Consider the following 13,638-nt stretch of genomic DNA (forward strand, 5'->3'; position numbering starts at 1 on the left):
GAATATCAAGCCATTATGCCACTGGCCCGACATGCTGCCGCATTCCGAGACCCCTCAGGCCGGGCGCCGACATCCGCCGGCTTGGCTCGCGCCACGGGGCGCGTGGACCGATCAGTCGACCGGTCCGCTGATATCAAGCTCATTCCGCGACGATCCCCTCCGCCCGGATGATGCCGCGCCAGACCTCCGTCTCCCGCGCCACCAGCGCCTCGAACGCCTCGCCGATCACCGGCGCCACCTCCAGGTTGATGCGGCGGATGCGCTCGACCACGGCCGGGTCGGCGGCGATCGCGGCGATTTCCGCCTGAAGCCGCTGGCGGATGGCGGGCGGCAGGCGGGCGGGGGCGAGCATGCCGTACCAGGTGGTGATCTCCGCCCCGGCGATCCCCGCCTCCCGCGCCGTTGGCACGTCGGGCAGCGAGGGGTGGCGAGCGGGGGCGGAGATGCCGAGGATGCGGATGCGGTCGGACCCGCGTAGCGCGCCGACGGCGGCGGGGGTGAACAGGCCGAATTCGATCCGCCCGGCCACCAGGTCGCTGACCATGCCGGCGACGCCGCCATAGGGCACATGCTCCATCCGCGCGCCGATGGTGTTCAGGAACAGCACGGTGGAAAGCTGGGTGGAGGTGCCGGTGCCGGAGGAGCCGTAGCGCAGCCGGCCGGGATTGGCGGCGGCGTAGTGCTGCAACTCCGCGATGCTGCGCACCGGCACGTCGCTGCTGACGACATAGGTCATGCCGGTCTCGGCGAACTTCGCGATGTAGGTGAAGTCGCTCTGCGCATAGGGCGGGTTGCGCTGCAGGATCGGCTGGATCGTCACGCCGCCGGCCTCGCCCCAGAGCAGGGTGTAGCCATCCGGCGCCGCCTGGGCGACCAGCGCGCTGCCGATGGTGCCGCCCGCGCCCGCCCGATTCTCCACCACCACCGGGCGGCCAAGCCGCGCGGTCAACGCCTCAGCCGCCGTGCGCGCGGACAGGTCGGTGCCCGCGCCGGCCAGGAAGGGCACGATCAGCCGGATCGGCCGCTGCGGATAATCCTGCGCCTGCGCGCCGGCCAGGGTGGCGGGCAGAGTGGCGGCCAGCAGGCCGAGCGCGCCGAGCAGGGCGCGGCGGAATCTGGGGGTGGGCATGGCGTTCCTCCGATCATACCGGGCGTCTCCGCGCCCGTTCCGCATCATGGGATGCGCCGTGCCGTCGCGCTTGGCCGCGCGCTGCAAAGCAACTGTGCCGCCGCATCAAAGGCGGCGCCGGCGGAGGCCCGCTAGGGTCCTCGGCGGGCGAGGAAAAAAAGGCACATCCACCATGGCGCAGAACGCATTGCGGGTAGGGATCGTCGGGGCGCATCCCACGCGCGGCTGGGCTCAGGCGGCGCATATCCCCGCGCTGCGTGCCCTGCCGCAGTTCCGCATCGCAGCCGTGGCCACCACGCGGCAGGAAAGTGCCCAGGCCACGGCGGAGCGCCATGGCGTGCCGCTGGCCTATGACGATTGGCGCCGCATGATCGCGGAGGCAGAGCTGGATGTGGTGCTGGTGGCGGTGAAGGTGCCGGCGCATCGCGAGATCGTTTTGGCCGCCGCCGCCGCCGGGCTGCATGTGTTCTGTGAATGGCCGCTGGGCCTGCATGCGGCGGAGGCGGAGGAGATGCTGCGGGCTGCGCAGCGGCACGGCGTGCGCCACATGGTGGGGCTGCAAAGCCATGTCCATCCTGTGCTGGCGGAGGCACGCCACCTGGTGCAGCAGGGCGCCATCGGCCGCGTCATCTCCGCCACCCTGGTCGCCTCGCTGAGCAATTGGGGGCCGGTGCTGCCGGCGGGCGAGGCCTATCGCATGGATGCCAGCTTCGGTGCCACGGGCCTGACCGTGCCGGGCGGCCATACGCTGGATGCGCTGGTGACCTGCCTCGGCGACTTCGCCGAGCTGTCGGCCGTGGTGGCGACGCCACAGCCCGTGGCGGTGATGGCCGATACCGGCGAGACCGTGGCCGTGACCGCGCCGACCCAGCTTCTGGTCACCGGCCGCCTGCAAAGTGGCGCCCTGGCCAGTGTGCATGTGAAGGCGGATATCCATGCGCCGACCGGCCTGCGCTTCGAGATCAACGGCACCGAGGGCGACCTGGTGATCAGCACCACCCCGCCCATCGGCGCCTCCCCGGTCGGCATCCAGCGGGCGGTGCTGACCTTGCAGGGCGCGCTATGGGGCAGCCGGGACCTGGTGACCCTGCCGGTGGCCCCCGCGGATCTGCCGCCCGAGGTGCTCGAAGGCCCGCCGCGCTACGCCGCGCCGCTGCTGGCGCGCTTCGCCACCGCGATTCGGTTGGGCCAGGACCTGGCGCCGGACTTTGCCACGGCGCTCGCGCGTCACCGGCTGCTGGAGGCCGTGGCGGGCGCCTCGGCCAGCGGTTTGCGGGTGACGCTGCCGGGATGATTGGAACTGCCTTTGGAGCACATCGACTGAGCGATGGTGCCGGGTGAGGGGATCGAACCCCCGACCTTCGGTTTACAAAACCTAGATTCGTCTTCTTCTCCCGCTCCCGATGGCTTCCGCACTCGTCCGAACGGACCAATATATTAGGTAAGACCTGGGGTGATGGGATTGCGTAGGCGCCCGCAATTTTCCGCTTGCCTCCGCGCCCCCTGTCCGGTCAGTGTCCGGTCAGGTGGACCATCGGTTAGGGTCCGGTCAGCTAGGAGCGACAGGTATGCGGGTGCTGCGCGAAGGGCCGGTTAGGATCACGAAGGCGACGGTTGAGGCGGCGTGGCGCCGCCGTGACAAAGACCAGCGGCTGATGATCGGCGATATGGAATGCCGGGGCCTGGCGCTGGTGGTGAATCCCACGGGCATGACTTGGCGCTTTGACTTCAAGCCGCGCGGCATCGATCAAGCGACCGGCAAGCGGTTCGCCTCTCAATCCGTCACCATCGGCAACGCCGCCAGTCATTCACCGGACGAAGCGCGCGAGGCCGCCAGCGCCGTGAAGGGACGCGCCAAGGCCGGGGGCGATCCTGCGGCGGAGCGGAAGGCGCAGATTGCCGAGGCCGCGAAGCGGCGGGGTGAGACGCTGCACCGGCTGGTTGAGGAATATGTGAAGGTCATCCCGAAGCGCCGGAAGCTGCGCGGGGCCGGCCTAATCTCCGCCAAGCACGCGGCCGAGGAAGCCTCTCACGTGAAAGCCGCCGTGGCGGCGATGCGGGCCGGCGGCAAGCCGGTCGCGGAAGTGGACGGTGCCGACCTCCGCGCGCTGCTGAGGGCCGATCCCCACCACCCCAACGCCGCCCGGCATCGGTTCGGGGCGGTCAGCCGGTTCTTCGATTGGGCGCAGGATGAGGGACTGGTGACGTTGAACCCCTGCACCACCATCGCGAAGGCCCGCCGTCCGAAGGCTCCGGCATCCCGTACCCACTACCTCAAAACGCCCGAACTGGTTCGGCTATGGAAATTGGTGGAGACGGCGGAGGGGCTGGATACGGTGCATCGTGACCTGATCCGTTTCCTTATCGCAGTCCCTTGCCGCCGGGGCGAGGCGACCCGTATGGATTGGTCACATCTGGACCTAGAGGCGGCTACCTGGGCGCAACCCGGCCACATGACGAAGAACCGCGACCCGCACCGGCTGCATCTGCACCCGCTGGCGCTGGAAATCCTCCGCGCCCGGCATGAGGCCGCGAAGAAGCCTGCGAAGGGGCTGGTTTTCCCGTCCCCCCGCGCGGGCAAGACGGTGGATAGCTTCACGAAGATCAAGGCAGCGCTGGAAAAGGCCGCGCCTGACTTCACCGGCTGGCGGCTGCATGACATGCGGCGCAGCTTCGCCAGCGCGCTAGGTGAGGCGGGTATTTCGGAGACGATTGCCGACGCCGTGTTGAACCATCGGCAGGCCGCCACCCGTGGCGGTGTCCTGGGTGTCTATCAGCGGTCCAGCCGGTGGCCGGAACAGGTTGCCGCCATGAACGCATGGGGCGCGATCCTGGCCGCTGCCATCAAGGGTGAGGCCGCGCCTTCCAACGTGGTCGCAATGGCGCCGCGCAAGACGGGCTGAGACGCCCGCCAACCGGTCCGGGCCGGGGCGGTCTCCCCGGTATGAGGGCCCGGCGGGCGCTGTAACGCGTGGCCGGCCCAAGGCTCCAAGACCCCGCAAGGCAGCGGGCTTTGATCTAGCAATGACCGGCACCATCTGAACAATGACGGGGCAGGCCGGCCAGCCCTGCGCGTCGGACCTCCGCCCAACGCCGCCCCGTCGCCTACCCCCTTGCGGAGCGCGCGGAGGCGCGGCGATGCCGAAGCAAACTGCCAAGCGCATCGCGCGACCTGACACGGGCGCATGGGATAACGCTCGTCGGCGCATTGACCTAGCTCATGCCCTGGCAACCGGCACTGTCCTTTCCCCGGAGGAACTGGAAGCGTGGCGCGTCAACTCGCTTGTTGGCGGCTTTGAAGCCAAAATCCAAGCCTACGCCGAAGGTGTGGCGCAGTTGGTTGGCCCCGCCGCCGCCGCCGGGATGCTGCAAGCCATGGCTGACAGTTTCGCAGCTCAAGCCCCGAAGCCGAGAGGGCCGAAGAAGGGACAGACCCGTATGGCGGGTCGTATGGCGGAAACTGAGTTGTTAGCGCAATTCGACAACGCGCGGATCGGGAGCGGGGCGCGATCCGAGAGGCAAACCATCACCCGCGTTGCCGACTCATACGTTAGCAGGGGATGGCTTGCGGAAGTAGGGCGCGATGCCTTTGAGCGCAGACTGCAAAAACTGCTGCTGGCCCGGCGGAAGAAGCGTAATGCCGCCGCAGCCTACCTCAGTGACATAGTTTCTCGAACGGCTGGCAGGGATTGAGCCTAGCCCCGACTGCGACCTGATTAGCTGCGTAACTAAGTCGCGGACTGCGGGTCCCGCGTTCGATATCTGCGCCACATAGGCCCCGCTTCGGGGCGTAGAGAAGGTGGCAAAGATGAACGCTGCTGTTCCCCACGACCAACTTGCGATGATCCGCCGTGCAGCGCGCGAGGCGCTTAGCGCGGTTCCCGATTTCTCTACTCTGCCCCGGTATGTGGACCGCCGGGCGGGCGCGGAACTGGTGACGCGCATCTATTTCCCGGTCAGCCCGCGCACCTTGGAAGTGTGGCCCCTGACCTGGCGCCACGTGAACGGCAAGGCGGTGGTGGCGACCGCCGAACTGTTCGCGCTGGCCGATGCGAAGTTGGTCGGTGCTGCGCCGATCCGGGGCGGGAAGCGCGTCCCGTGGAAGGCTGCGTGATGGCCTGCCCGAAGAAGCCTTGCCCCTGGCCGGATGGCGCCCCCACCTTTGCGGTGAAACCGGGTTGCCGCAAGCGGCCGGTCGCATCCGCGATCCGCCTTAAACAGCAAACCCCGCGCGGCGTGGTGGAGCGGTGCGGGGCCGCGTGACGGAACGCCCGGACATTCCCGAAGTGGTGGGCATGCTTTCGGGCCGCATGTCGGAACTGGCCATGCAGCTATGCGGCGAGCCTACCGAACGCGGCCGGGAGACATGGCGCTACCGCCGCAGGGGCAGTCTTGCGGTGGTGGTGCAGGGCGCCAAGCGGGGAAGCTGGTTTGACCATGAGGCGGGGCAGGGCGGCGACGCGCTGGGCTTCATTGCCCATCTAAACGGCAAGCCCATGCGAGAGGCTTATAGATGGGCGCTGAACTGGCTGGGTGCTGAGGCAGGGCAGCGGCGCCCGGTGATGCTGCAACGCCCTGTAGCCTCGCCGGACGCGAAAACTGGGGTATCCGGGACGCTGGACCTTGCCCGGTGCATTTGGATGCAGTCCGCGCCCGCTGCCGGGACGGTGGTTGAAGCCTACCTCGCATCGCGAGGGCTGGCGCTTCCGGATGCGGCGCCGATCCGGTTTCACGGTTCCTGCCCGCGCGGCCCGGAGCGGCTGCCCGCCATGGTCACGCTGATGGTCTCGGCAGCGACGGGCAAGGCAGCGGGCGTGCATCGGACCTTCCTTAAGCCGGACGGCAGCGGGAAGGCGGACGGCAAGGCGAAGATGATGGCGGGCCATTCGGGCGTCATCTGCCTCTCGCCATTGCACGACTTTGGCGACGCGCTGGGCCTGGTGGAAGGCATCGAGACGGGCCTTGCGGTGATGCAGCGCGGCGGATGGCGGCCGATCTGGGCGGCGACCTCGGCGGGCGGGATCGCGGCGTTTCCGGTGCTGCGGCCCATCGGGACGCTTCACCTCTTTGCGGATGCAGACACGGCAGGACTGAACGCAGCGCGGCAATGCGCGCGGGCGTGGGCAGCGGCGGGCCGAAACGCGCGGGTGATCTGGCCGCCGGCTGGGGATTGGGATGATGCGCTACGGCGCGGAAGGGGGGCAATTGAGTGATTTGGAAGACGCCGAGCGGATTTTCCGTGAGGCTGGCGCGCAAGAGGAATGGTTCACGCCGAGCGGTGCGAAGCCGGAGCCTCAGGCGGGAGGGGAACCGCCAGAGCATTCTGACGACGCGCTTGCGCTGGCCTTCTCGGATCGGCATGCGGGCCAGTTGCTTCATGTGCCCGAGTGGGGCGCATGGCTGCGCTGGGATGGCAGCCGCTGGGCCTTTGACAAGACGCTGGCCGTCTTCGATCTGGCGCGGGTGATCTGCCGGGAGGCGGCGATTACGGCGGAGGGAGGCGGCCGGCGCGATGAACAGGCCGCCACCAAACTGGCCAGCGCACAAAAGGTCTCGGCAGTTGAACGATTGGCCCGCGCGGATCGGCGTCATGCACGCTCGGCGGATGCGTTCGACGCCGAGCCTTGGGCACTGAACACGCCGGGTGGGGTGGTGGACCTCAGGACGGGCGACATGCGCCCGCACGGGCCGGTGGACCTGTTCACCAAGGTGACGGCGGTTGCCGCTGGTGGTGATTGCCCGCGTTGGCGACGGTTCCTGCATGAGATCATGCAAGGCGACGCCGAGGTCATCGCCTATGTCCAACGGTGGTGCGGATACGCGCTGACAGGCGGCACGCGGGAGCATGCCTTTCTGTTCCTCTATGGCCCGGGCGGCAATGGCAAATCGGTTCTGCTGAACACGCTGGCGCACGTCATGGGGGACTACGCCACCACAGCCGATATGGAACTGTTCACGGTGGGCGGCGGTAACAGTCATCCGACCGGGCTAGCCGACCTGCGCGGTGCGCGGTTGGTGCTGGCGCAAGAGACGGAACAGGGACGGGCGCTGGCTGAGGCCAAGATCAAGGCCATGACGGGCGGCGACCGGATCAAGGCCCGCTTCATGCGGCAAGACTTCTTCGAGTTTCAGCCTGTCTTAAAGCTGGTGATGACGGGCAATCATCGCCCCGTGATCCGCAACCCTGATGAAGCGATGCGGCGCCGACTGCATCTGTTGCCGTTGACCTACAAGCCGCCAGAACCGGACCGCGATCTGGCGGAGGCGTTGCAGGCGGAAGCCCCCGGCATCCTGGCATGGGCTATCGAAGGCTGCCTGTCCTGGCAACGCGAAAGGCTCGGCCACTGCCGGACGATGTTGGAGGCAACGGCCGAATACTTTGCGGAACAGGACTTGATCGCCCAATGGCTGGCCGAGCGCTGCGACGTGGTGCGGCACGGCGAAGCGCCATCCTCGGCGCTGTTCCGAGACTGGCAGGACTACGCGAAAAAGCGCGGCGAGGATGCCGGGACAAGCAAGGCGTTCTCCGCCGCGCTGGAACGGCACCACGCGAAGAGGCGGACAAATGCTGGGGTCATGTTCATCGGACTGCGCCTCCGGCCGAGCGATACGGGGGTCTGCTGATGGTGGATCATATGGCCAGTGTAGGGTCGTGCAGCGTATTTTGTTGTTTCTCACGCATGACACGCCAGCGCACGCGCGAACGGGTGTTACGAGAAACTATACACAACCCTACACTGGTCCGCGCCGAGCGGGCCGAGCCGAATTGCCGCCCAAAATATCGCAAGTATCGCCCTACGTTCATATAGCCCAACGGCTTTTGGGCGGGGGTCCACCCTTCGGCTGGGCATGGGCTTCGGAGGTGTTCCATGCGTGCGAGGCGACATCTGCGACATGCTTCCATCTGAGCGGCTGTCCTGCGCCGAACCCCCGACCGAACAGGAGTGAGGCCAGTGCCTGATGATGGGCTGTCAGCCCGAGAAAACACGCGCGCCTAGGCGCCCGCGCGCGAGGCTGGCAGGTGCTGCGCGCCCTGCCTGTGCGAGGCGCCCGAACCCCCGCGTTGCGATGGATGTGCTGCTGCCCGGCGGCACTGTGGCCGTCTTCACCCTGGCCCGATTGCGGGGCGGCAGGATTAGCCTAAGCGGCTCACCTATCGGCGGGTTAACGCGGCCTAAGACTGAGAGGCAGAGGGGGCGCGCTTTCGCTGCTTGGCTGCGTCGCCTTCTGGCAGAGCCTCGCGATCCTTAGTTTCGGGCTCGACAGGAGCCGGCTTGCTGGTGGTAGCCTTCGGCGTCGCCAGCATACGCCGCAGAACGGCGTCGCGGCGCCCGTCATCGTCACCAGAAGGCATGCCTTGCACCATGATTGAGCCCGATCTTTTGCATGGGGGAAATTCCGGGTGAAGAACCCCCGCAAACTTCCAAGTGCCTTGTTGCCGCCGACAGGTCATCCTGCTTTCGGCTTAACGCACTCCATTCCCCTAACAGAAGCGGAATTCGCCGTAATTGGAAAGATTGCCACAGTATGGGGTGCTATGGAGCAAAGTTTTGATATAGCGCTAATGTTAATGATAGGAAGCAATAATGTATGGAAGTATCAAGTTCTTACTGAGAGGGCTATGTTTTCGACCAAGATGGACATGATCAAGAACATGTCGGAATACACTATGGATGATAGTGACTTCGAAAAAATATCCGCGTTTGTAGAAAAATTTAAGCCTGTTAATTTTGATCGAAATCACTGCATTCATGGTGTATGGGGTCACTTAATAGAAGGCGACGCTTGGATTGGAGTGGCAGCCAAAAGCGACAAGCGACCCGATAAGCCATTTCTGGCATCGGATTTGCCGCTTTTGCTAGAGCGCGTTGAAGATGTTGCGCGAGACGCGTCTAATTTGCTTCCCGTGTTGCATCCCAAACTGGCTTCTATATTCAGACGAAAGCCGACTAGTGTTGTTTTTAGGAAGACGCAAGACCCAGCAAAGACGAGACGATCTCAACGCAAGCATCGTCGGCAGAATGCCACTCAGGATCGTGGCGAGGGATGATGGATGCCGCTTCGCCGATTGCGTGTTTCTGAATACGACTAACAGCAGCGGCTACGATTCTCCTAACTACTGTCAAGTCATCCATGCTGCCCACGGCGCGATAGGCTTCAACCGCCGCTAACTCCACCCTAGCGGGTTTTGACGTGCCTTAATGCAAGCGACACCCTTGGGCGCTGAGCGGCGATAATGGTCCGCTTTGTCAGGCCGCATGGGGGCTTCTGGTTATGGCACCCCTCGCAAAAGATCACCGTCGGTGCAGCGCACAACACGCTGGCACTCGGGAATGGTTGTGTTACAGCGGTCCAGGCAAGCCTGCCGCATAAAGTCATGGTCCGCTTGCTCTGTACAATGAGCACAGACTTGGCGGCTCCGTGCTCCGCAGGTGCGCACGTCTTCATGCCCCTGTTCTAGCGGGATGAGAAGCAATCTACTTATGCCGGCGTCGAGAGCACCTCGCGAAAAATAGCCACGGGCCGCTAGATAGCCCCTGAGCCTTCTTTGGTGCAGCGCCTCAACACGTTGCCCATCCGCGCAGGCCCCCTGTAAGGCGGCCCCGATGGCGGGATCAGTGCATACGCCAATCGCCTCGAAATCTGCTTGGTGCTGAAAAGATACGCCAAGACAATATGCGACTGCTAGGTCAGCTTGCGCGGGGCCTGGGGACTGTGCAGCGCTGATGCCGTGCCACGCGAGGGACAAGGCCGCCACGCACCAAACCATACCCATCACACGCTGTCTCATTGTTCCCTCCAGTCCAGGCGGTCCATTTTCATGCCGGAAATGTGCGAGGGAAGATCAGACTGCTTGAGCGGCCCTATCTCAAGGGGCATCCGGCGGACGCAGCGACCCGACGGGGCGTCAAGGCGATCACCTGCCGCACCCTTAGGGGTAGCCGTCCGGTCAATGTCCGGTCAGACAGAGGCGCTGAAACCCGCAACTTTGCAGAAAATGGCGGAATATTTGGTGCCGGGTGAGGGGATCGAACCCCCGACCTTCGGTTTACAAAACCGCTGCACTACCGCTGTGCTAACCCGGCGAAACGGCGCGAAGCCGAGGCTTGTGGGGTGGTCGGATTGCACCGACCGCCCGCTGCCGTCCAATTTTACAGCTTGCCGGCCGGACCGCCAGGGTCTTCGCCTTGCAGGCTGCGGCGCTCAGGTAGCGCGAGAGGTCTGGGATGTCACCCCCGGCTGACGCGGTTCAGGGGTATGCGAAAGCCGGCGGTCAGGATGTGCCTGAACTCAGGCGTGGCCGACCTGGCCGAAGGCATCGTCATTGGTGGCGCGGACCACGGCGGCGAACAGGCGCAGCGCGTCCGGCCCGCCGCGGTCGGAGAGGGTACCCTGCTCCATCTCCTCGGCCAGCAATTCGGCATGTTCGGCGAGCGTCTCCGCCGCGCGGCGAAGTGCTTCCCGCGACAAGACGAGCTGCAGGTCTTCGGGCAGCGTGTTCCATTCGGCAATGCGCATGACGGTCCCTGACGAGGGGGCGCCGTCTTGGCGAAAGGCCGCGAGAAGGCGGCGACCAAGGCCAATATGGCAGTGCGGCATTGCCAAAGGATAAACGCGGCCGCGGGGATCAGGTGAAGTGCAGCGCCACCCGGCCGAGCGTGTCGAATTCCACCACCACCTCACAGGGCCCCGCGATCCAGATGGGCGGCGTGACGGAGCCGAGGAACACCACCTGCCCGGCCCGCAGCCCGCCAAAGGCCGTGGCGGCTGGGGAGGCGGCGAGCCAGGCGAGCGCTTCCATCGGATGGCCGAGCAGATCCGCCCCCACGCCTTCCCCACGCATGTCGCCCGCGACCGTCATACGGCCGCGGGTGGCGCCCAGATCCAGGTCGCGCCAGCCCGGCGCCGGGGCGCCGAGCACGCCGCCGGCATGGAACACCTGATCCGCGATCAGCGTCGGCGTGCCCAGCGCGGCCAGGTCGTCATAGCGCTTCTCGACGATCTCGATGGCGGCGAAGACTTCCGCCACCGCCGATTCGGCCTGCGCCCGGGTGCAGGGGCCAGCCGGCAGATCGGCGCCGAGTCGCAGCCCGACCTCGCATTCGACTCCGGGGGCGACGAAATCGGCGAATCGGACCCGGGCGGGGCTGCTGTGCAGCCCCTCCGCCGGCACGAATCCGGCGGCCGGGCCGGTCAGGCCGAGATAGGCCTGCATCTGCTTCGTGGTGGCGCCGATCTTGAAGCCGGCCGGTGGGATGGCCCCCATGGCCTGCGCCACCTCCCGCTGCACCGCATAGCCGCCGGCGGTATCGGCCGGCGCATGGGCGCCGAGCGGGGCCAGGTTCTGGCGCGCGCGGCGCGCGGCCAGGATGGCGGTGGCGGCAGGGCTGGTCATTCCAGGTCGTCCTCCTCCTCGGCGAGGTCTTCCAGGACCTCTTCCATCTCGTCCTGCGGGTCGGGCGCCTCGTCATCGGCCGGCAGGGCGCCGCGGGCGATCTCGTACAGCGCGACGGCGGCGGCGGCGGCGACGTTCAGGCTTTCGACCTCCGGCGCCATGGGCAGGCGCACCAGCTCGTCGCAGGTCTCGCGTTGCAGGCGGCGCAGCCCGGCATCCTCGGCGCCCAGCACCAGCACGCAGCGCCGATCGCGCGGCACTGCCTCGCTCAGGGTGCGCTTGCCCTCGCCGGCCAGGCCGAGCACCCAGAAGCCGGCCTTCTGCAAGGCGACGATGGCGCGGGAGAGGTTCACCTCCCGCGAAATGGGCACCAGTTCCAGCGCGCCGGAGGCGGCGCGGGCCAGGGCGCCGGTCTCGGGCGGGGCGTGGCGGTCCTGCATCACCACGCAGGCGGCGCCGAAGGCGGCGGCGGAACGCAGAATGGCGCCGACATTGCGCGGGTCCGTCACCTGGTCGAGCACCAGCACGGGGCCGGAACGGGTGGCCACGGCATCTTCCAGCGGCAAAGGCTGCAAGGGCTCGCAGAGCAGGGCGGCGCCCTGATGGATCGAATCTTCCAGCAGGAAGGTCTGAAAGCGGTTGCGCTCCACCCGCTCGGCCTGGATGCGCCAGGGGCGCGGCAGGCGTTCGGACAGGGCGGCCTCGGCCTCCACCGTCAGCAGCAGACGCTTCACGCCGCGACGCGGATTGGCCAGCGCGGCGGCGACGGCGTGGATGCCGTGCAGCCAGAGCGTGCCGCCCGGCGCCGCATCCCGCGCCATGGCAGCCTGGGAAGGACGGGGTGCCTTGACCGGCGGGGCGACGGGCGCCTGGCGCGGCGGCTTGGCCTCGCCACTGCCGCGCCGGTCGCGGCCGCGGCTCGGTGCCTCGGCCGTGGACTCAGGGGCATTGGTGGCGGGGGTGTGGGGCGCCGTGGCGCGGGGGCCACGGACAGGTCCCCGATCCGGACCACGGGTGAAACCGCGATCGGTCTTGCCGCCGAAGCGGCTGGCCGGCTTGCCGGAAGTTTTGCGGGGCGGCTTCTGACCGGCCGTGCCGCGCAGGGCCGGGCCGCCGACGGAGCGGGACGGGCGTTCGCCCAGGGGGCGGAAGGGGCGGTCTTCCGAATCGTCGCGCGGGGCACGCGGAGCCGAGTCACGCGAAGTGCGCGGGGCGGAGTCACGAGGGGCACGCGGGGCGGCATCGCGCGGAGTGCGTGGAGCGGCATCCCGCGGCGCGGCGTCGCGCGGCGGGCGTGGCGCGGCATCACGCGGGGCGCGCGGCCCAGACTCACGAGGCCCAGCCTCGCGGGGGCCGGCATCCGCGCCACGCTCCCGGAAGGGGCGCGGCGCGCCATCGCGGGGCGGGCGGGGGGGCTTGCCGCCCGCGGCCGGGCCGCCCGTGGAACGGGGGGATTTGCCCGAGGGCGGGCGGCCGGAGCCTGGGGCGGGACGGCGAGACGGGGGACGTGACATCGCCCCATTCTGCGCCGCGCGGCGCCTTCTGTCCAAGCCGCGCGGGCATTTCCCGCGGAATCCCCAACGCGGCGCCGTTGACAGGCGCCCCGCGAAGAGGCAAGTCCCGCCCGCTTCCGGCGATGAGCCTGGGGCGGCAGGCCTGGTCAGGGCTGCGGAGGGGTGCCCGAGTGGCTAAAGGGGGCGGACTGTAAATCCGCTGGCTACGCCTACGTTGGTTCGAATCCAACCCCCTCCATATCTCCCCCCCGGGCCAGCCGGCCTACAGGTCTCTCCCGCCGGGCGGCGCTGTGCCGCAGTTCCTCCGCGGCGCGGGTGTAGCTCAATGGTAGAGCTCCAGCCTTCCAAGCTGGCTATGCGGGTTCGATTCCCGTCACCCGCTCCACGCGCGCGCGGGCGGCGGATCATGGTCATCAGGCGCGGCATATTCACGAGGTCCCGGGCGGCGGAGCACGGGGCGGATAGCGGGAACAGTCATGGCCAAGGCGAAATTTGAGCGGAACAAGCCGCACTGCAACATCGGCACGATCGGGCACGTGGACCACGGCAAGACGTCGCTGACGGCGGCGATCACGAAGATCCTGGCGAAGACGGGCGGC

At 67.6% G+C, this 13,638-nt stretch carries 12 protein-coding genes and 3 tRNA genes; 10 read left to right on the plus strand and 5 right to left on the minus strand.

Features of this window, described 5'->3' with window-relative positions; genetic code table 11:
* Nucleotides 1-139: 139 nt before the first annotated feature.
* Nucleotides 140-1,129, minus strand: a complete 990-nt coding sequence (locus ACVFYP_RS12250) for a Bug family tripartite tricarboxylate transporter substrate binding protein (protein WP_499200450.1) — start codon at nt 1,127-1,129, stop codon at nt 140-142.
* Nucleotides 1,130-1,301: 172 nt separating this feature from the next.
* Here ACVFYP_RS12250 and ACVFYP_RS12255 point away from each other — a divergent pair, with 172 nt between their 5' ends.
* From ACVFYP_RS12255 to ACVFYP_RS12285, 7 genes are all read left to right on the plus strand, one after another.
* A complete protein-coding gene (locus tag ACVFYP_RS12255) occupies nt 1,302-2,423 on the plus strand; it encodes a Gfo/Idh/MocA family protein (RefSeq protein WP_499200451.1) in 1,122 nt (373 codons plus the stop codon).
* 274 nt (nt 2,424-2,697) lie between these two features.
* Nucleotides 2,698-4,032 carry a tyrosine-type recombinase/integrase gene (locus ACVFYP_RS12260; protein ID WP_499200452.1) on the plus strand — a complete coding sequence of 445 codons (1,335 nt, stop codon included), beginning with the start codon at nt 2,698-2,700 and terminating at the stop codon, nt 4,030-4,032.
* 235 nt (nt 4,033-4,267) lie between these two features.
* Nucleotides 4,268-4,822, plus strand: a complete 555-nt coding sequence (locus ACVFYP_RS12265; RefSeq protein ID WP_499200453.1) for a hypothetical protein — start codon at nt 4,268-4,270, stop codon at nt 4,820-4,822.
* Between the two features lie 115 nt (nt 4,823-4,937).
* Nucleotides 4,938-5,243 carry a hypothetical protein gene (locus ACVFYP_RS12270; protein ID WP_499200454.1) on the plus strand — a complete coding sequence of 102 codons (306 nt, stop codon included), beginning with the start codon at nt 4,938-4,940 and terminating at the stop codon, nt 5,241-5,243.
* A 145-nt stretch (nt 5,244-5,388) separates the two neighbouring features.
* On the plus strand, nt 5,389-6,342 hold the full coding sequence (locus ACVFYP_RS12275) for a DUF7146 domain-containing protein (protein WP_499200455.1): 954 nt from the start codon (nt 5,389-5,391) through the stop codon (nt 6,340-6,342).
* On the plus strand, nt 6,305-7,753 hold the full coding sequence (locus ACVFYP_RS12280; protein ID WP_499200456.1) for a phage/plasmid primase, P4 family: 1,449 nt from the start codon (nt 6,305-6,307) through the stop codon (nt 7,751-7,753). Before ACVFYP_RS12275 ends, ACVFYP_RS12280 begins: the two co-directional genes overlap by 38 nt.
* A gap of 778 nt (nt 7,754-8,531) precedes the next feature.
* A complete protein-coding gene (locus ACVFYP_RS12285; RefSeq protein ID WP_499200457.1) occupies nt 8,532-9,179 on the plus strand; it encodes a hypothetical protein in 648 nt (215 codons plus the stop codon).
* A gap of 961 nt (nt 9,180-10,140) precedes the next feature.
* Here ACVFYP_RS12285 and ACVFYP_RS12290 read toward each other — a convergent pair.
* The 4 genes from ACVFYP_RS12290 to rlmB form a co-directional block, all read right to left on the minus strand.
* A tRNA-Thr gene (locus ACVFYP_RS12290) sits at nt 10,141-10,215 on the minus strand.
* Between the two features lie 205 nt (nt 10,216-10,420).
* On the minus strand, nt 10,421-10,648 hold the full coding sequence (locus ACVFYP_RS12295) for a hypothetical protein (protein WP_499200458.1): 228 nt from the start codon (nt 10,646-10,648) through the stop codon (nt 10,421-10,423).
* A gap of 109 nt (nt 10,649-10,757) precedes the next feature.
* The gene (locus ACVFYP_RS12300) at nt 10,758-11,525 is read right to left on the minus strand and encodes a 2-keto-4-pentenoate hydratase (protein ID WP_499200459.1); all 768 of its coding nucleotides are present in this window, start codon (nt 11,523-11,525) and stop codon (nt 10,758-10,760) included.
* Nucleotides 11,522-12,346 carry a 23S rRNA (guanosine(2251)-2'-O)-methyltransferase RlmB gene (gene rlmB / locus ACVFYP_RS12305; RefSeq protein WP_499200460.1) on the minus strand — a complete coding sequence of 275 codons (825 nt, stop codon included), beginning with the start codon at nt 12,344-12,346 and terminating at the stop codon, nt 11,522-11,524. Before rlmB ends, ACVFYP_RS12300 begins: the two co-directional genes overlap by 4 nt.
* Before the next feature lie 849 nt (nt 12,347-13,195).
* On the opposite strand from rlmB, the gene ACVFYP_RS12310 reads away from it, so the two are divergent.
* The 3 genes from ACVFYP_RS12310 to ACVFYP_RS12320 all read left to right on the plus strand — a co-directional run.
* Nucleotides 13,196-13,277, plus strand: a tRNA-Tyr gene (locus ACVFYP_RS12310).
* 73 nt (nt 13,278-13,350) lie between these two features.
* Nucleotides 13,351-13,424: transfer RNA gene (locus ACVFYP_RS12315), tRNA-Gly, on the plus strand.
* A 91-nt stretch (nt 13,425-13,515) separates the two neighbouring features.
* Nucleotides 13,516-13,638 (plus strand): GTP-binding protein (locus ACVFYP_RS12320; protein WP_499200482.1); only part of this gene is annotated, 123 nt, incomplete at its 3' end.

The sequence above is a fragment of the Roseomonas sp. F4 genome, from assembly GCF_053891155.1.